Below are 17,771 nucleotides of genomic sequence, written 5' to 3'. Positions count from 1 at the left end.
TGATGTAATTATAGATATTTACATCAACTGTAACAAATACAATTATTGCGCCTGCCTTATATTCTTGTTCAACTTAGGATACAAAAAGCCGAACAGCCCGATAACCGCGTAACAGATGATAGGCAAGTAATAAGCCTTGGCAACATCAGTATTGGCCACCAAACCCATAATTGGCGGGAATAAGGCGCCGCCTACAACCCCCATCACAATAAATGACGATGCCTGCTCGGTATGTTTACCCAGATCCTTCAACCCTAAACTGAATATGGTTGGGAACATGATGCTGAAGAAGAAGTTGATCATGATCAATGCTACATATGATGCCCAGCCGTAACCCTGTGATGCTATGATACACATTATAATAGCGCCCGAGGCGAATACAGCTAAAAGCTTGTTCGGGGCAATAAAGCTCATTAAAACAGTACCTATAAAACGACCAACCATCAGCATTACCATACTTAATGATAAAAAGTAGCCCGCTTTTTCAGGTGTAAATCCCATTACTTCTTCACCGTAATTGATGAAAAATGCCCAGGTACCACCTTGTGCGCCAACGTTAAATAACTGCGCCACCACTGCAAATACGTAATGTTTACGTTTTGATAGCCAGCTAATCTCCTCTAAAAAACCAACCTTTACGGTTTCATTGGCATCCTTTGCATAGGTATCATTTGCAATAACATGCGGATCGCTTAAAGGCGGTACTTTTACAAATGAAAATAAAATACCTATCAGGGCAATTACACTGCCTATAACTACATATAATATTTTTACGGAAGTCAGATCAACGGAACCGGCACCCACACCTCTTAAAATGAAGTAACTACCAATTGACGGGCCCAAGATAGCTCCTACTCCGTTAAATGATTGTGCAAAATTTATCCGCTGGTCACTTGTGCGCTGGTCGCCTAAGGCAGCTACAAACGGGTGTGCAACCGTTTCTAACGTTGCCAGTCCGCAAGCTAAAATAAACAGCGCTATCCTGAAAAAGGTGAATGATTCTGCACCTGCTGCAGGAACAAACAAAAAAGCCCCAACCGCATATAAAAACAAGCCCAGCAAAACCCCATTTTTATAACCAAACTTTTTCATGAATAAACCTGCCGGGATACCCATAAAAGCATAAGCTCCGAATATAGAAACCTGTACGTATGCAGATTGCGACTTACTAAGATTCAACACGGTTTGGAAATGCTTGTTCAACACATCGCCCATGGTAATGGCTATGCCCCACAGCATAAACAGTGAAGTTACAAACGCAAAAACAATAAGGTACTTGCTCTCGGTTAATTTAGGTTTTTGATCCATAAAAGTTGATAACGGTAATAATTGGGTATGGCGCTAATGTATGTATTTTTTAGTAAACCGATTTATGTTGTACTTTATTTGTTACCAATAATTAGTATAACGCAAACAAGGCGTGAAAGTATGTACTCTCACGCCTTGCCGAAATGTATTATCCTACTTTTTTACGGATTATTGCACCACCGGGAATGATGCTATGCGTAACCTTGCACCGCCCATCGGTACCAGCGTAAGGCTGGTTTGGGGCTGCTCGGTTTTAACCGGGCTTTGCGGCAATACACCGCATAAACCATACTGATCTATTTGCCAGCTGGGTATCTGCTTGCCGCTTGCCTTGAGCGTAATTGGTGCCGAGGCATTAGTGAACGGATTATTATCCTTTGGCCAGGTGCCTTTAACCACCGTGAATGATTGCTCGGGCTTTTGGCTGTTTAGCAGCAAACCATAGTTCCATGCCGATTCGGGGTAGATCTCCCAGCTTGGCCATTTCACAGGATCGGCATTCTCCTGCCATTGCGAATCGCCAATGGCGGTTTTCTTGCTGTCCTTTTTTTCATAACGCTCGTTGATCTTTAACGAGTAAGTTAGCGGCCCATAATTTACGCTGGCGCTGTTTTTGTTTTTAGCCCATTGCCTAACCGCTATCTTCATAGGCAGTTGCAGGCTTATTTTATCCCCGTTTTTCCAGGTATTATCCAGCTTAATGTACTCACCGCCTTGCGCAGTAACCTTTACTACCTTGCCGTTAACTTTTACTACAGGGGCGATGCACCAGGCCGGTACACGCAAATAAACCGGGAATGCATTTTTTTCAAAGGTGATCACTTTCATGTCGATCACATCATTAAAGGGGTATTGGGTTGTGGTGATAATTTTGGTCAGCCCGCCTGAACCTACCTTGGCGGTAACTTCGCCCGGAGCGTATAGCAGCGCCGCGACACCATTATCTGGCGTAGCCATCCAGCTATTCTCGTTATAATACACCCAACCTGCCGAGTGGTTGTGCTGGCAGCAACGGCTGCTAAAGGGGTTCATGGCCAAAAACGGACCGGTGTTATCAATACCCGGCGCATGGTTCTTGCTGTCGCTCACTACCATATTGGGTGCGGTAAGGTAACGCAGGGCTTTATAATCTGACGTAAATGCCGCCGGGAAGGTATTAAAAGCCACATCCTCGCAGTTATCGGCCCAAAAGGTATCGCCGGTAAATTGCAGCAGGTACTGGTCTGATGTCATTTGCTCTACCAGTCCGCAGGTTTCAACCGCCTGGCGCGGGTCATCATAACCTTTGCGGGCGTTTTCGTCAGCACCGAACATTCCGCCAGGCACCTGGCCGTAAATGTCACGTGTTAGTTTAAACACATCGTAAGTGGCCTGCAGGTCGGCCGGGTTATTACTTTGCAGGTAATAGGTTGCCGGCTCGCGAAAGCATTGCGCTATATTAACATTATGCCAGTTGGGCAGGTTGCCTTTTTGCCTCCAGTCGGATGTATTTTTATCCAGCTTGGTAGCCAGGTCGAGCAAAAACTGGTCGCCGGTGCGGTTATAGAGCCAGTACACGCTTAGCATGTTATCGCCACCGCGGCTTTTCTCCCAGTAATCCTCTAAAAACTTATCGTCAGGAATGCTTAGCTGCCACTTGAAGTATTTGGTCATTACATCCAGCACACGCGGATCTTTTGAATAATCGTAATATGATTGCAGGCACCAAAGCATCGGCATGTTTGTCCACAGGTCGCGCTTGCCGGGGCCCTTTTCCACATCCGGACCAAAATCACCATTATCGCGCTGATTGTTAAGCACCGCTTCTATCCAGAATTTGGTTTCCTTCAGCATTTTCGGGTCTTTAAGCACGTAGGCCATATCGCCGTAGCCTTTCAGCCAGTACGGCAGCTCTTCCCAGCCGTACTTGCCTTTGCCATCCTTACTCAGCCAGGCGTTATCATTTTTTGACAGCCATATACTGATCTCGCCCAGGTTTCCGGTCAGGCCATCGCGCTGTAATTCCAACTGCTTTAACAGCCAGCCGCCGGGTTTAATGGCCGTTACCGGCAGCTTTACAAAGTATTGCTGCCGTAACGGGGCCTTGTTTGATACATAATAGCTGTTCACCTTGCTGTTATCAACCTGCTTAATTGCCGTAGCGGTTTGCGCCATAAGGCTGCCGCCCTGCAATGCCAGCAGTGTTAAAAGCCAGGTTCTTCTCATATCAGGTAAACGCATATTGGTTTATTTTTTTGATTTCATTTTATCGTAAAGCATTTTCATGTAGTAACCACTTACCACGCTACGTGCCTGGAAACCCACCATTTTACCATCGGTGGTTTCGTGCCAATCATTCAGCGGAACACGTGATGGTGTTTCCATAGCGAATTTCCATATAGGGTTTACCAACGCGTCAAAATCCTTTTGGTTGTTGGCCAGTGTTGCTGTCCATAATATCCAGTCGGATTTTGTGTAGGTTTTACGGCTATCTAACGGCAAACCGAACTCGTTTTGTTTGGTAAGATAGAATTTTATTTCCTTGTTGTACACTTCCTGCGGGAACAGGTTCAAGCCTAATACTTTATCCCAAACAATATTATACTTTTGGCTCCAGGTGCCTTTGTTCTCAAAGGTAAGGGTGTAGTGGTCGCCATCACCGGCAAGCTCCATCCATTTGGTTACCATGCCTTTAGCAATCGTGCGGTATTTATCGGCAGTTTTAGTATCACCTAAACGCTGGGCCATATCGGCGTAGCAGGCAATACCCACAATAGCTTTTGCTGATAAGTTGGCATTACGCGCCAGGTGACCGGCAAAGTCATCGGTACATAGCTGTGTTTTAGGATCGAAACCATCCTTAACCAGGTAGTTAACCCATTTGCTTAACACGCCCCAGTGTTTTTTGGCATAAGCGGCGTTGCCATCTGCCTTTACAATAGCATCGGTAAGAATGATCATGTTGCCTGATTCTTCAACCGGCATATCCTCACCGTAGGTTTGGCCATTAGCCAGCGGATAGGTACCCAGATCATGCGCGGCCCAATCCTTAGGGAATTTACCGCTCTCGCTGTAGTAGAATATACCATTCATCATGCCTTTAAGCAACCCGGTATTATAGATCAGGTACATTGGCGCCGATGGATAGGTAATATCAACCGTATTGATCGAACCATTACTGAAGTTCTCTTTTGATAACCAAAGCAGATCGCCCTGCGGGCTTTTTACCAGGTTATGCGCCGCGATGCTTTGGCGATAAGCCAATACGCAAAGGTCGGCATATTTTGCACCGCCTGATTTTTTGGCATCGGCGTATAGCGTTTTATCGAATGCCTGGCATTTGCTGATCACTGATTTATACTGATCCGCAGCTAAAGCCAGTTGGCCTTCAATAGTTTGCTTGCCGGAATTATTCCACCAAGGGCGCAGGTTTTGTTTAAAATATTGAATTGAGTATACCTCATCATAACCCAGTTCAACATATTTTTCGACCGCGGTTGCGCCTACTGTACCAAATGGAATAACCGTATTAAGCGCAAGTGAACGGCCTTGCTGCGCTGTTGATACACGGCTGCCACTAACAAACGACGTAGCAGCCTCGCTTTCGGCAGTGATGAATTGCGATACGTTCTCGGCTTTTGGTGCTGCTACGTACATGTAACCCCAATCAATGCGCAAATCGTCGCCACGCTTTTGCAATACCGGCTGCGAGGTAGTACCTGCTTTTAATATAGATAATTTTGCAGTAGCGTATTTGGTAGCCTTAACCTCCTGTACGGGCGTGTTAACCGCCACGTCTGTCGATGCGCTGAACAGCACTTTTACCGCATGGCTTTTACCATCATTTGCTTTGGCTTTGTAGGCTATATAGCTTACCGGCCTTGCAATCAGGTTCAAATCGCTCATTAACAATGGCGAGGTGAAAGTAACATCCAGGTTAACACCGCCTGCGGTAAAGTTATAAATGGTTTGGGTAGCATTTACGGTTACGGCTTTCTGTTTGGCAATTTCCAGTTTGCTACTACTCTCGTCTTTTATTTTTTCAACCAAACCGGCATCAAGGTAACGGCCACCGGCGGTATTGGCTACGTGTATGGCTAATACATTCTCACCATCCTTCAACTTGTTTTTTACACCATCGCTCAGCTTGATCATTTTAAAATCATTGGTCCAGCCTTCGCGGTCAAATATTTTGTCGCCATTTAAATATACCTCAACGTTATCATCGTGATTTATTTTCAGGTATAACTCGTTCAAATTAGTTTTTGTATAGCTAAATGTGCGGCGTACCCACAGGTCGTGGCTTTTCCAGCTTGTTTTAACCTGGTCGTTATCACCAAATGGCGCCGCGCCGGTTTTCCAGGAAGCATCGTTAAAGTTGGCATTATTCCAATCATCGGCAGGCTTGGTTTCAGTATATTTCACGCTGTAACCTTTTTCATCAGATGCCGGTAATATGGTTTTATACTTATCGGCCGCCTGGCCTAAAAAGCGGTAAAACTTACCATCAACGCTGATAACACCTAATAACGATTGTGTTGCTCCGGTCCAGTGGTTGGTTGATGATTCGGTCAGCTTATCGGTGTTTGACCATATGCTGAAATACGGATTGTGCGTTACTAATGGGTACGATGGCGCCTTTCTATCCTGGGCATGTGCCACACCCGCCGATAAAAGGCATGCGAACGCAATAGAACGAAAACTGATTTTTTTCATTGCTTGTTTGGTATAGTATTAATTGAATTGGTTTTCAGTAAGCCGTAAAGTTATAATAAATGTCTAACTGACAAAAAATAAATAAAAAAGAGGATAAGCTTATGCCTACCCTCCTGTTTAGATGCTTTAACTGAAAATGGTTTAGTTAGCCGGCTCAATACGTGCTACCCAACCGCCGTCAGCCTCCATTTTTATATCGATAGCCTCGCCTGCTTTAATGGTTTTAATAACCTGCTTAAAGTCCATCGCCTGAAAATCGGCATTGATACCATCCTTAATCAGCGTGATGTTGTAGGTAATACCCGGCTTTAAAAAGCTGGTGTTAATCGTAATTTCATGCGGTTTACTGTTGCCCATAGCGCCTATAAACCAATTGCCACCCTTGCGGCGGGCGGTTACTACGTACTCGCCTAAAGAGGCATCGAGCACGCGGGTTTCATCCCACGTAACAGGTACACTGGTAATGAATTTAATGGCCTCCGGCTCGCGGTAGTAGTTATATGGATTATCGGCCAGCATTTGCAGGCCGCTTTCAAACACAATATACATAGCCAGTTGATGCGCACGGGTACCAATGCTCATGGTATTTACCCAGGTTGGTTTATAATCTTTTTTATGGGCTGAACGCATAGCACCCGGTGTGTAATCCATCGGTCCGACAGCGTTACGCAGAAACGGCAGATATAAATTGTTATCAGGCGTAGCCCAACCACCACCAATGTTTTGCTCCATACCGATAACACCCTCGTACGAGAGCACGTTGGGATAAGCATATTCCAAACCGGCAGGCTTGAAAGCGCCGTGAAAATCAACCAGTATCTGGTGCTTGGCAGCCTCTTTAGCAACACGGGTATAGTAGTTCACCATCCACTGGTCGCTGCGATCCATAAAGTCGATCTTCATGCCCGCGATACCCCATTTTTTCAGGGTCTCGAATATGTCAAAATGATTTTCAACCGACAGCCAGGTAAACCACAGTATGATCTTTACATTCTTCTTTTTACCGTAATCAATGAGCTCGTGCAGGTTGATGGTTGGGTTAGGCTCGAAAGGATTTTCGGTAGTTTTGGCCCAGCCCTCATCCATAATAATATATGGTATACCGTATTTCGAGGCAAAGTCTATATAGTATTTATAAGTTTCCTGGTTATAGCCTGATTTAAAATCGACACCATACACATAAGCATTGTGCCACCACTCCCAGGTTACCTGGCCGGGTTTTATCCATTTGGTATCTTTTAATTGATTTTGGGTTGACAGGCGCGCAACCATCTGATTAGCCACCAACTCCTTATCCTGATCGGTAATCACCACAAAGCGCCAAGGAAAATTGCGCTTGCCTGCTGTTTTGGCAATGTAAGGCGCTTCCTTCTTGATCTCCAGGCTACGGTCGCCATCCGGACCAAAAGCCAGCGGCGCTTTCGGGAATATGGCATCAACGCTTTTATCGCCGGTAGTTTTTACAAACAGGCAGGGATAATCGTACAAGTCAGCTTCGGAAAGCAACACCTTATACTTTTTATTATCGAACAATATAGGCAGCACGCTCATTTTACCCTTATTCACATCGGCTAATGGTTTGCGTTGATAAACTATCTCATATGATGTTTTAAAGCTCCCGGTTTCAAGGTACGATGCCTCCACATTATCCGCGAAGTTCAAATGAACATCCTCGTTATTTATAGCGATAGAATCCTTTTTATTGGTAACAAAGCGATACGCCACCCCATCATTATAAGCACGGAACTCTACGCTGTAATCACCTTTTAAGTCGAGCTTTAGCTGATTGTAATTATTAGGCACCGAGCTATTTTTTAAAGATACCACCGGATGCAAAACGGTGTTAACAGCAGTAACCGCCTTTTTAATCAACTTTGGTTTTTCGCCCAGCTTTTGCTTGCCCAAATCAAGCTGCAGGTATGAGTTGCTCAACAGCGCATCGCCGTTAACGCTAACGGAATAGTTGATCCTGTCCTTCAGGTCAACCGTCAGCTTGATCTTGTTATCGGGCGAGGTAAGATCAATGGTTTGCGCCATCAGCCTCACACCTGCCGAGAGTAGTAAAGTGGTGAGTAAAATTTGTTTCTTCATGTGCTTGTATTAAGTGATGTATTTAGTATCAGGTGGAAGTTTTATTTAATTACTTCCCATTTTTTTATAATGTACCGTTTGTTTTTAAAATTGCCTTTACGTTCGGCCTTGCCCTTTGCACCCTCATAGTTCAGGCTGATGTTATTGTAATTTCCCTTATCGTAATTAAAGGTAACGCCATCATCTTCAAATAAACTGCCTGTCGCTTTTTCGCCGTAAACATAGCAGGTTATCTCAAATTTGGTGTCGGGTGCAACATATTCAACTGGTTTGGCCATCGGCAAAACGGTACCTTCTTTTATAAAAATGGGCAAATCGGTGAACGAAGTATTGATGGTATATTCCCTTCCCCCATCCATCTTTTTACCGGTATTATAATCGTACCAGTTACCGGCTGGCAGGTAAACTTTGCGTTCATTTTGCTTCTCGGTAAGCGGGGCGGCTAAAATGCCCTGCCCTATCATATACTCATCAGGTATGTTATACACCTTTTCATCGTTAGGATAATCCATCACCAAAGCCCTGAATGGTGGTATACCCTTAAAATGATAATCGGCAAAGGCGTTATACAGATACGGTACCAAACTCATGCGGAAGTTAAGCAGCTTACGCACATCAGCCTCCACCTCTTTGGCATTGGCCATCAGCTCGTTATTGTTATTTTGCTTGATATTGATTTGTAACCAAGGCGGGTTTTGCAAATACCATGAATTGTACAAGGCCTGTGCCGATAGCACTGCCGTTTGACTGCGGCGCATCAGATCCTTCACTGTGTTTGACTCCCGCACCTCGGGCGACCAGATCAGCCCCGAAAAGCCAGAGTTAACCACCATGCCGATATATTCGTTATGATCATAAGTATCGCTGTATAGGGCAGCCGGGTATGATGAAGCGAATGAGCTCGAAGCCCTCACATCCAGATAAGTACGGATATTATTTTGCTTGTAGATATTATATATGGCCTTTTGGTACAGCACACCAAATACCTGGTGCATTTGCTCGCCATCCATACCCGAAGGAAAACGGCTATGCTCCGGAAAACTCCACGTGGCATCGCCCATGGTGATGTTGGAGTTGTCGCACTCATCCATTTTAAAGCCGGATATGCCTTGCTTTACAAAGGTATTTTGATGATAATCGGCAAATAGCTTAGTGGCCTGCTTGTCGGCAAAGTCGGGCACCAGGCCGTTCCACACCAAATAGTTGCCTGATCTATTTTTTAACTGCGCATACAACGGCGATTTAGGATTGACAAAAGCGTGCTCCCACAAATTGATATGGAATCCCTGCAGTTTCATGCTATCGGTCAGGTTTTGCGGGTTTGGAAAAAACTCGTTATTCCATACGTATGAGCATGAGTATGATGCCGTTTGCCACCGCGGCTCAAGCCCCAACACATCACAAGGGATGTGGTTATCCCTGAAATAAGCTGCCATTTTTTTAACCTGATCCTGCTTAAAGTCAGCCTTAACGCGATACTTAACACCTAAACCCCAAATGGCAGGCAACGCGCCACCGCCCGAAAAAAGGTTATAACGCTGCATAACACTCAGCATATCCGGCCCTTCAAAAACGTATATCTCAATCCCTTTGGCGCCCGGCACATCAGCAGATACAAAGCCCGCCGAACCGCCTTTGTTGGCATACAACTCATTTACCGAATTGCCGCCATTGCTTTGCGTGGATGCCTTTGCATCGTTAACATTTTTAGCAGTGGTTCCGCAATAAAAAGTAGCGTAGCGGGCTGTGTTTACCAGTATGCCATACCCTTTGTTGGATACATAAAAAGTTGTGGGGGCGTGCGTATAACCTAAATTGGTTGACGGATTATCGTTCACGATGGGCTTTTTACGTAAACCGCGCTGGTTGAACGAGCCTATCTGCAAGCCGAAACCATAAAGTTGTTCCTTATCGTCCAAAGGTACTTCAACCAATACCCCCCTTTCGCTGATGTTAATACTAATGCTGTTAATATCAAACGGCAGTTTACCGGCGGGCAGCTTCTGCATGGCAGCTACCTGTGGTTTTTCATCACAAAAACTATAGGGTGTTAACGGCTCTGATTGGCCGATGCTTATCTTTTTTACTCCCGGCGCAACCGCTGTAATTTGCCTTTGCTGCGCAAAAGCAACGGGTGAAGAAACATTAAAAAGTATAAGCAGAATAAAAAATTCGCGTAAACGTATTTTGAATGGCATGTTTAATTAGCATTGGTTAGCTGTTAAACATACAGATAAAAAACTTTTAGATAAAAATTATTGAAAAAACGTTTTTGCAGATCGCCTGATTGTTACAGGATATTGTGGTTAGCGTTTCGAAAGTGAGCTATCTTGATCTGGAACATTTCGGCCATTTTGCCTGCGCGCCATTTGGCTTCGGTGGCTTTATCGCCGGTAAAGAGTTCGTCAACGGTTTCATTGAAGATACTCAGCCAGGTTTCAAAATGCTCACGCTCAACCGGCAACTGCGCATGCGGCGGAAACGGGCGGCCAAAATAGGTGTACTCTTCTAACAATACGGTTTGCCAAAAGCTGTACATTTTTTCAAGATGCTGCGGCCATCTGTCCTGAATACGCTCATTAAAAACCGGGCCTATCAATTGGTTGTGCTGCACCTTGCCATAAAAGGTATCAACCAGTTTTTTTATGTCATCAAGGTTAAAAATATCTTTAGGTGCTGCCATTGCTTACAAATATAAATACGGCAACTTTTGCGGGCGTTAAAATTGTGTAATAATAATTTATAAAAGATGCCAATATTAACCCTATTGTATAAACAAAAGGAGCGATTTTCGCTTATACTTTTAACTGAATTATGAAAGAGATCCCCATTACGGTAAAACGGTCAATCGAGCTTTTGGGCCTTGCGCTTGCAGGTACCATATTTATTATCGGCCAAAACATTATCATGCCCCTGCTGATGGCTTTTTTCATTAGCCTGATGCTATTGCCTGTACTCCGTTTTTTCAGAAAAGTCAGGGTGCCTGAGGTGCTGGCCATATTTCTGCCTATATTACTATTGTTCATATTCCTGGGGCTTATCGTATGGTTCTTTTCAGCACAAATAGGTTCATTGGTGGCTGATTTTCCGCAAATTGAAAAAAATGTGGGCAAGCACCTTAATTCCCTCAGCCAGTGGATAGCCGAAGAGTTTAACTACTCCGCTAAAGAACAGTTAAAATTTATTGACGAGCAAAGTAATAAACTGCTCGGTTCATTGGGTAATATTTTGGGCGGCGCGGCAGGTTCAGTGGGTAACATATTGCTGTTTTTTGGTTTGTTGCCTATTTATATATACCTCATACTGCTTTATAAAAACCTGCTGGTACGCTTTGTATTTATGTGGTTTGAACCTGCCCAGCACACTAAGGTTGAAGAAGGTATGCGCGCCACCGAGAGTATTATTAAAAGCTACCTGATAGGCTTGCTGATACAGATTACCTACATCACTGTATTATTAGGCGGCATATTGTTTCTGTTTGGTATAAAGCATGCTTTGCTTATTGGAGTGATATTCGCGTTTTTAAACCTGATACCTTACCTGGGCGCATTGATAGGCAACGTACTGGGTGTACTGATCACGCTCGCTTCATCACAGCAAATATTACCTATATTTATTGTACTGGGTGCTATAGCCGTAGTTCAGTTTTTGGATAACAATATACTGATGCCACGCATAGTAGGCTCAAAGGTGAAGATAAATGCCCTGGCGGCAATAGTCGGGGTAATATTGGCAGGCACTATGGGCGGCATATCAGCTATGTTTTTAGCCCTGCCGTTAATAGCGGTACTTAAAATAATGTTCGACCGCTCGGAACAATTTAAACAATGGGGCGTACTATTAGGCGACGAAAGGCCTAACCTCAGCCCCATGAATTTCCCTGCATTCCGCAAAAAGAAGAATGTTCCGGATAAGCCTACTACCGTTTAGTCATTAGGCGTTGGTCATTAGTCATTGGTCATTAGTCATTTCTTAGGTTGGTCATTATAACCTATTCAAATCTAATGACCAATGACCAATGACTAATGACAATTGACCAATGACAGCACAGCGAATGACTATACCATCCTTTTAGCTACGGCATCCCAGTTTACAACGTTCCACCAGGCGTTAATATAGTCGGGGCGTTTGTTCTGGTATTTCAGGTAATAGGCATGCTCCCACACGTCAAGGCCTAAAAGCGGTGTACCTTTGATCTCTGAATTATCGAACAATGGATTATCCTGGTTAGCGGTCGACCCTATTTTCAATTTAGCGCCATCTTTTACCAGCCATGCCCAGCCTGAGCCAAAACGTTTGGTAGCGGCATCGGTAAACTCAGCTTTAAACTTATCAAACGATCCGAACGAGGCATTGATAGCATCTGCTACTTTACCGGTGGGCGCAGCGGTTGAAGGCGATTTCAGGCTTTCCCAAAAAAAGTTATGGTTCCAGGCACCGCCCGCATTGTTACGTGCTTTTGCAGATAACTTGGAAGCGTTAGCGAAAAATTCCTTTTCGGTTTTGTAAGGTATCTTATCAGATACGATCAGCTCGTTAATTGTTTTAATATAGCTGGCGTGGTGCTTGGTGTAATGTATTTCGTTGGTAAGCGCGTCAATACTTGGCTCAAGGTCGGCATACTTAAAAGGCAGTGGCACCTGTTTAAAAGCAAAAGCCGCGGGCTCAGTTTCGGCGGCAATGGCATTTGCAATAAATGAGTTACCTACAGTTACCGCGGCGGTAGCGGCAAGCGAGGTTTGTATGAATTTACGACGGCTGTTGTTTTCCATGATGAAATGAATTATAAGTTTGAATACTGCTAACTTAACAATTAATATTAAGCTGATGTTTAACCTCATGTTACAAAATCGGGCTTGTTGCAATGTTTTTACATATACCACCCAACACATAAGGCAAGCATTTGTATTTGATGGTTTGAATTACGTAAGTTTGCACCATGATAGCCGGCACAGAATCATTAGAAGATTTTTATAAAAGCAAATTTGACTGGTTGCCTGATAACCTTGGGCAGGATATTGGGCATTTTAATGTTTTCCGTTTAGAGGACTGCCATGGGCCAAACAAAACACCTGTTAAGTATACACGCCGCGATTACTACAAAGTAACCCTGTTCACCGGTAAATGCCGCTACCATTATGCCGATAAAAGTGTGGATGTTGATGGCAAGGCCCTGATGTTCTTCAACCCCAATGTACCTTATACCTTCGAGTCCATGTCTGACGATATGCAAGGCTACTTCTGCATTTTTAAAGAGGGCTTTTTTACCGAGCGGCTTCGCAGCAATATCAGCGACTTGCCTATGTTTACCCCCGGAGGCAAACCATCATATGCACTTAATGATGAGCAATATGACAATATTGCCCAGATATTTGAAAAAATGCTCAATGAAATAGCCTCCGACTATCGTTTCAAGTATGATCTGCTTAACAACTACGTGAACGAGGTGATCCATTACGCGTTAAAACTCCAACCTACCGAAACCCTGTACCGCCACCCCGATGCCAACTCACGCATAACCTCAATATTTACCGAACTGCTGGAAAGGCAATTCCCTATCGAGTCGACCTCGCAACGGTTTACCCTGCGCTCGGCTAATGATTTTGCCGACAAGTTATCAGTACATGTAAATCACCTTAACCGTGCCATACGCCAAACAACAGGGCGCACCACAACCAGCCATATTTTTGAGCGCTTGGCCAACGAGGCACGTGTGCTGCTGAGGCATACCACCTGGAACATCTCCGAAATAAGTTATACCCTTGGCTTTGATGAGCCCGCGCACTTTAATAACTTTTTTAAAAAACAAACACAGCTCACACCGTCGGCTTATCGCAATGTGTGAATTTTGCAACTTTTGGTTTGATTAACGCTATCGCTCCCCTTTAAACCCGTATTACCTTTGTACTGTTAATAAAATAAACAGCACAATGGAAAACAAACAAATATGGTTTATAACCGGGGCCTCTAAAGGTTTAGGCCTTTCACTTGTAAAAAGCCTTTTAAACGCGGGCCACGCTGTAGCCGCAACATCGCGCAAACTGGTTGAACTGGTTGCCGCCGCCGGGGTTGATGATAATTTTTTACCCCTGCAAGCCGATGTTAAGGACGAAGCAGCCATTGCATCAGCCATAAAAAGCACTGTTGAAAAGTTTGGCCGTATTGATGTGGTTGTCAATAACGCAGGTTACGGCATTGGCGGCAGCATTGAAGAGTTGAGTCACGACGAAACACGCGTTAGTTTTGATGTAAATGTATTCGGCACGCTCAACGTTATTAGGCAGGCAATGCCTTATTTGCGTGCACAACGCTCAGGGCACATCATCAATATATCATCAATAGCTGGTATAACCGCCAACACAGGCTGGGCCATTTACGCTGCCACAAAATATGCCATTGTTGGGCTAACCGAATCATTAGCTACTGATATAAAAGAGTTTGGCATTAAAGCGACTGTTGTTGCACCCGGCGGTTTCCGCACCAACTTTTTGGAACCTGATTCGCTTTACATCACCAACAATACTATTGATGCCTATACCGCCGTGCGCGAAACACATACCCGGTACCTGAAAATGAGCGGCGCGCAGGCTGGCGACCCCGACAAGGCAGCCACGGCCATGATGGAACTGGTTAACCTTGAAAACCCGCCGCTTTACCTGCTTTTAGGCAGCGATGCCTATGCACGCGCTAATGAAAAACTGGAACGCCTGAATACTGCATTTAAACAATACGAAAGCCTAACCAAATCAACAGATTATTAATAAAGTAAATCACTAAAACATCCTTTAATAAAATGAAAAAGCAAAAAACATGGTTTGTTACCGGAGCATCTAAAGGCTTGGGCCTATCACTGGTAAAACAATTACTGGCAGCAGGTTACAACGTAGCCGCTACCTCACGCAACGCCGCCGAGCTTAACAATGCCGTTGGCAACCCTAATGATGAATTTTTACCACTTGAAATGAACATTAAAAGTGAGCAAAGCGTAGCCGAAGCCATCAGCGTTACGGTAAAGCACTTTGGTAAAATTGATGTGGTGGTAAACAACGCCGGTTACGGTATGCTGGGCAGTTTAGAAGAATTGAGCGAGGAAGAAACTTATGACAACTTCGCGGTAAACGTATTCGGCTCGCTGAACGTGATCCGCAAGGCAATGCCGCACTTACGCGCACAAGGCTCAGGCCATATATTCAACATCGCCTCGATAGGCGGCTTTACCGGCGATTTTCCGGGCTTTGGTATCTACTGCGCCACAAAATTCGCGGTACACGGCTTTACCGAATCATTGGCTGCCGAGATCAAGGAATTTGGCGTACATGCTACCGTAGTATCTCCAGGTTATTTCCGTACCGATTTCCTTACATCAGGCTCAATGACCGTGCCTTCAAACCCTATTGAAGAGTACAAAAGCGTGCGTGACTCGCAAAACTTTCATGAGAATGAAATGAACGGCAACCAGGGCGGCGATCCGGACAAGGCGGCACTTGCCATGATAAAAATAAGTGAGGTTGAAAACCCGCCGGTACATTTATTTTTAGGTGAGGATGCTTACAACCTGGCCTATAAAAAGATTGAAAATGTAAAGAACGAATTGGAAGCCTGGAAAGAAGTAACCTTTTCAACCGGTTATGATGTTCAAGCGGTTGACAAATAATTTTTTAAACATATGGATAATAAGTATGCCGGCATGTGGGTAACCAAAGATGGTTATATACGTCACAATTTGTTACCTAACGGCCGTTATGACGAAGCCCGCGGCGACCGTGAAAGTGCTTACCAGGGCAACTACACAATTGTAGGCGACCATATAGAATATGTAGACGATACCGGCTTTACCGCCGATGGCGACTTCAGGAACGGGATATTGTACCACGCAGGTATGGTACTTTACCGTCAGGATTAATACCTCACCCAGCCCCTCTCCTGAAGGAGAGGGGCTTTTTTACGTCATTGCGAGGTACGAAGCAATCTCTGAAGCGATAAGTAGTTAAATTGCCTTAAAGGGATTGCTTCGTACCTCGCAATGACGCATTTTCTACTTTTTCGATAACAGAGCGATAGATTCCTCCTCGTACCTCGTTCGGAATGACAAATCGTTTGAAAACAAAAGCATAAAGCTGATAAATAAAAATGAAATTTGCCCGCGTTCAATAACAAGGCGACAGATTCCTCCTCGTACCTCGTTCGGAATGACAAATCAATTGGAAAACAAAAGCATAAAGCTGATAGCTAAGAGCGGGATATCGCCTACGTTCATTAACAGAGCGACAGATTCCTCCTCGTACCTCGTTCGGAATGACAATTGACTGTAAAACAAAAGCATAAACTTTCACCGGGTAGGACGCAGACGGCGACTTTTGCTTCTTTTGTTCGCACAAAAGAAGTTCAGGACAGGTTTTACACCATTTTCAGTATTTCCCTAATGCTCGCTATACTTTCAAACTTATCGTTATCAATGGTATCCTCAATCTGCTCGTGCGCCCAGGTAATGTGGTAAGGCACATGTATGGCCGAGCCGCCAATGTTAAGCACCGGCATAATATCTGATTTTAAAGAGTTACCGATCATCAGCAATTCATCCGGCTGAATGTCCAGATGTTTTACCAGTTTCAGATAGTTAGCATCATCTTTTTCGGACATGATCTCAATGTGGTGAAAATAATGGTTCAGTCCTGATTTTTTAAGCTTACGTTCCTGATCAAGCAGGTCGCCTTTGGTAGCTACAACCAAACGGTAACGCTCTTTTAAGGTACCCAGCACCTCTTCTACCCCATCAAGCAATTCAATAGGCTCATCAAGCAGGGCTTTGCCCAGGTCAAGTATCCGTCCTATAATTTCAGCAGGTATAGTATTGTTGGTAACCTGTAAAGCTGTTTCAATCATCGAAAGGATGAAGCCTTTTACACCGTAACCATATAGTTTTAAATTAGCGATCTCCGTTTTAAGCAATTCCCGCTCAAGCGCGTGTTGCTGCAAATATTCGTTAAGCAGTATATAAAATGCCTCCTCTGTACGCCTGAAATATGGCTCGTTTACCCAAAGGGTATCATCAGCATCAAAAGCGATAACTTTTATACTCATAGTGCGTTAAAAATAACGCTTTGATGGTTAATACAATAATATTTTTATAGCATTATCCTCAAGCCTGTCAAACCAAAGCTTTTTTTATATTTTTAAGCTGATGCGTATGTCTCCGGGTATGGTAGGTTATAAATGCCACGCTTTCGCGGCGTGTTATATGCCCCATCTGCGGTAATTCAAAACCGGTGCAGGTTTTATCAAGATCAAGCGTGGCAGCGGCGTTAAAAAGCAGCTCGGTAACTTTTTGCAACTTGTTTAGCTGTTCATTTTTAACATATTCATTTTCGGCCGGCCAAATAAAATCCGGCGATTGCATTTTGATCTCCATATTACCTAATATGGTACGCAATTCATCAACCAGGGCATCAGGCGGGCGTTGCGTATCTTGAGTTGGCCCCTGCATAAGGCCTACAAAGGCATTTGCCGAGAGTATGAGGTGCTCGGCCACCTGCGCTGCCGTCCAACTACCGGCAAAGGGCATACTATTTATTTTTTCGGCAGGCATCCTCTCAAATTCGTAAACAAAAGTATCGAGTATATCCTGCAACTCGTGCAGCATCTGCCCTTTGGTAAGCTTTAATGTTTCCATGGTGGTG

14 protein-coding genes are annotated in these 17,771 nt (G+C 44.4%); 5 read left to right on the top strand and 9 right to left on the bottom strand.

What is annotated here, in order from left to right; translation table 11 throughout:
* Window positions 1-42: 42 nt before the first annotated feature.
* From fucP to LJ707_RS14465, 6 genes are all read right to left on the bottom strand, one after another.
* The gene (fucP, locus tag LJ707_RS14490) at window positions 43-1,308 is read right to left on the bottom strand and encodes an L-fucose:H+ symporter permease (protein ID WP_228952179.1); all 1,266 of its coding nucleotides are present in this window, start codon (window positions 1,306-1,308) and stop codon (window positions 43-45) included.
* Window positions 1,309-1,476: 168 nt separating this feature from the next.
* Window positions 1,477-3,513 carry a beta-L-arabinofuranosidase domain-containing protein gene (locus LJ707_RS14485; RefSeq protein ID WP_228952177.1) on the bottom strand — a complete coding sequence of 679 codons (2,037 nt, stop codon included), beginning with the start codon at window positions 3,511-3,513 and terminating at the stop codon, window positions 1,477-1,479.
* A 21-nt stretch (window positions 3,514-3,534) separates the two neighbouring features.
* Window positions 3,535-6,003, bottom strand: coding sequence for a glutaminase family protein (locus LJ707_RS14480; protein ID WP_228952175.1), 2,469 nt, complete (start codon window positions 6,001-6,003; stop codon window positions 3,535-3,537).
* 141 nt (window positions 6,004-6,144) lie between these two features.
* Entirely contained in the window at window positions 6,145-8,094 is a 1,950-nt protein-coding gene (locus tag LJ707_RS14475) for a glycoside hydrolase family 97 protein (protein ID WP_228952173.1), read from the bottom strand.
* Between the two features lie 41 nt (window positions 8,095-8,135).
* Window positions 8,136-10,292 carry a TIM-barrel domain-containing protein gene (locus tag LJ707_RS14470; RefSeq protein WP_228952172.1) on the bottom strand — a complete coding sequence of 719 codons (2,157 nt, stop codon included), beginning with the start codon at window positions 10,290-10,292 and terminating at the stop codon, window positions 8,136-8,138.
* 92 nt (window positions 10,293-10,384) lie between these two features.
* Window positions 10,385-10,777 (bottom strand): group III truncated hemoglobin, encoded by a 393-nt coding sequence (locus LJ707_RS14465; RefSeq protein WP_228952171.1) that lies wholly within the window; start codon window positions 10,775-10,777, stop codon window positions 10,385-10,387.
* A gap of 131 nt (window positions 10,778-10,908) precedes the next feature.
* Here LJ707_RS14465 and LJ707_RS14460 point away from each other — a divergent pair, with 131 nt between their 5' ends.
* Window positions 10,909-12,024 carry an AI-2E family transporter gene (locus LJ707_RS14460; protein WP_228952170.1) on the top strand — a complete coding sequence of 372 codons (1,116 nt, stop codon included), beginning with the start codon at window positions 10,909-10,911 and terminating at the stop codon, window positions 12,022-12,024.
* A 128-nt stretch (window positions 12,025-12,152) separates the two neighbouring features.
* Here the strand turns inward: LJ707_RS14460 and LJ707_RS14455 are convergent, their stop codons facing one another.
* Window positions 12,153-12,866: a superoxide dismutase gene (locus tag LJ707_RS14455; RefSeq protein ID WP_228952169.1), complete on the bottom strand. Its 714-nt coding sequence runs from the start codon at window positions 12,864-12,866 to the stop codon at window positions 12,153-12,155.
* A gap of 167 nt (window positions 12,867-13,033) precedes the next feature.
* Between LJ707_RS14455 and LJ707_RS14450 the strand changes: the two genes are divergently transcribed.
* The 4 genes from LJ707_RS14450 to LJ707_RS14435 all read left to right on the top strand — a co-directional run bounded on the left by LJ707_RS14450 (window position 13,034) and on the right by LJ707_RS14435 (window position 15,997).
* Window positions 13,034-13,939, top strand: coding sequence for an AraC family transcriptional regulator (locus tag LJ707_RS14450; protein ID WP_228952167.1), 906 nt, complete (start codon window positions 13,034-13,036; stop codon window positions 13,937-13,939).
* Between the two features lie 85 nt (window positions 13,940-14,024).
* Window positions 14,025-14,855, top strand: coding sequence for an SDR family NAD(P)-dependent oxidoreductase (locus LJ707_RS14445; RefSeq protein WP_228952165.1), 831 nt, complete (start codon window positions 14,025-14,027; stop codon window positions 14,853-14,855).
* A gap of 32 nt (window positions 14,856-14,887) precedes the next feature.
* Window positions 14,888-15,748, top strand: coding sequence for an SDR family NAD(P)-dependent oxidoreductase (locus tag LJ707_RS14440; protein WP_228952163.1), 861 nt, complete (start codon window positions 14,888-14,890; stop codon window positions 15,746-15,748).
* Window positions 15,749-15,760: 12 nt separating this feature from the next.
* Complete coding sequence (locus LJ707_RS14435) at window positions 15,761-15,997, top strand: Atu4866 domain-containing protein (RefSeq protein WP_228952161.1); 237 nt, start codon at window positions 15,761-15,763, stop codon at window positions 15,995-15,997.
* Window positions 15,998-16,491: 494 nt separating this feature from the next.
* On the opposite strand, the gene LJ707_RS14430 is transcribed toward LJ707_RS14435, so the two are convergent.
* Together LJ707_RS14430 and LJ707_RS14425 are read right to left on the bottom strand one after the other, a co-directional pair.
* The gene (locus LJ707_RS14430; protein ID WP_228952159.1) at window positions 16,492-17,175 is read right to left on the bottom strand and encodes an HAD family hydrolase; all 684 of its coding nucleotides are present in this window, start codon (window positions 17,173-17,175) and stop codon (window positions 16,492-16,494) included.
* Between the two features lie 67 nt (window positions 17,176-17,242).
* Complete coding sequence (locus LJ707_RS14425) at window positions 17,243-17,764, bottom strand: DinB family protein (RefSeq protein WP_228952157.1); 522 nt, start codon at window positions 17,762-17,764, stop codon at window positions 17,243-17,245.
* Window positions 17,765-17,771: the final 7 nt, after the last annotated feature.

The sequence above is a fragment of the Mucilaginibacter sp. UR6-1 genome, from assembly GCF_020880975.1.
Taxonomy (GTDB): Bacteria; Bacteroidota; Bacteroidia; order Sphingobacteriales; family Sphingobacteriaceae; genus Mucilaginibacter.
Note: the sequence above shows the minus strand (reverse complement) of the source record. Positions and strands in the feature narration are given on the sequence as shown.

What these genes read in the sequence shown, in the direction of transcription:
- LJ707_RS14460 (WP_228952170.1), top strand. Translation starts at nt 10,909, where the DNA reads ATGAAAGAGATCCCCATTACGGTAAAACGGTCAATCGAGCTTTTGGGC.
- LJ707_RS14480 (WP_228952175.1), bottom strand. Translation starts at nt 6,003, where the DNA reads ATGAAAAAAATCAGTTTTCGTTCTATTGCGTTCGCATGCCTTTTATCG.
- LJ707_RS14465 (WP_228952171.1), bottom strand. Translation starts at nt 10,777, where the DNA reads ATGGCAGCACCTAAAGATATTTTTAACCTTGATGACATAAAAAAACTG.
- LJ707_RS14455 (WP_228952169.1), bottom strand. Translation starts at nt 12,866, where the DNA reads ATGGAAAACAACAGCCGTCGTAAATTCATACAAACCTCGCTTGCCGCT.
- LJ707_RS14475 (WP_228952173.1), bottom strand. Translation starts at nt 8,094, where the DNA reads ATGAAGAAACAAATTTTACTCACCACTTTACTACTCTCGGCAGGTGTG.
- LJ707_RS14445 (WP_228952165.1), top strand. Translation starts at nt 14,025, where the DNA reads ATGGAAAACAAACAAATATGGTTTATAACCGGGGCCTCTAAAGGTTTA.
- LJ707_RS14485 (WP_228952177.1), bottom strand. Translation starts at nt 3,513, where the DNA reads ATGAGAAGAACCTGGCTTTTAACACTGCTGGCATTGCAGGGCGGCAGC.
- LJ707_RS14470 (WP_228952172.1), bottom strand. Translation starts at nt 10,292, where the DNA reads ATGCCATTCAAAATACGTTTACGCGAATTTTTTATTCTGCTTATACTT.
- LJ707_RS14440 (WP_228952163.1), top strand. Translation starts at nt 14,888, where the DNA reads ATGAAAAAGCAAAAAACATGGTTTGTTACCGGAGCATCTAAAGGCTTG.
- LJ707_RS14425 (WP_228952157.1), bottom strand. Translation starts at nt 17,764, where the DNA reads ATGGAAACATTAAAGCTTACCAAAGGGCAGATGCTGCACGAGTTGCAG.
- LJ707_RS14450 (WP_228952167.1), top strand. Translation starts at nt 13,034, where the DNA reads ATGATAGCCGGCACAGAATCATTAGAAGATTTTTATAAAAGCAAATTT.
- LJ707_RS14435 (WP_228952161.1), top strand. Translation starts at nt 15,761, where the DNA reads ATGGATAATAAGTATGCCGGCATGTGGGTAACCAAAGATGGTTATATA.
- fucP (WP_228952179.1), bottom strand. Translation starts at nt 1,308, where the DNA reads ATGGATCAAAAACCTAAATTAACCGAGAGCAAGTACCTTATTGTTTTT.
- LJ707_RS14430 (WP_228952159.1), bottom strand. Translation starts at nt 17,175, where the DNA reads ATGAGTATAAAAGTTATCGCTTTTGATGCTGATGATACCCTTTGGGTA.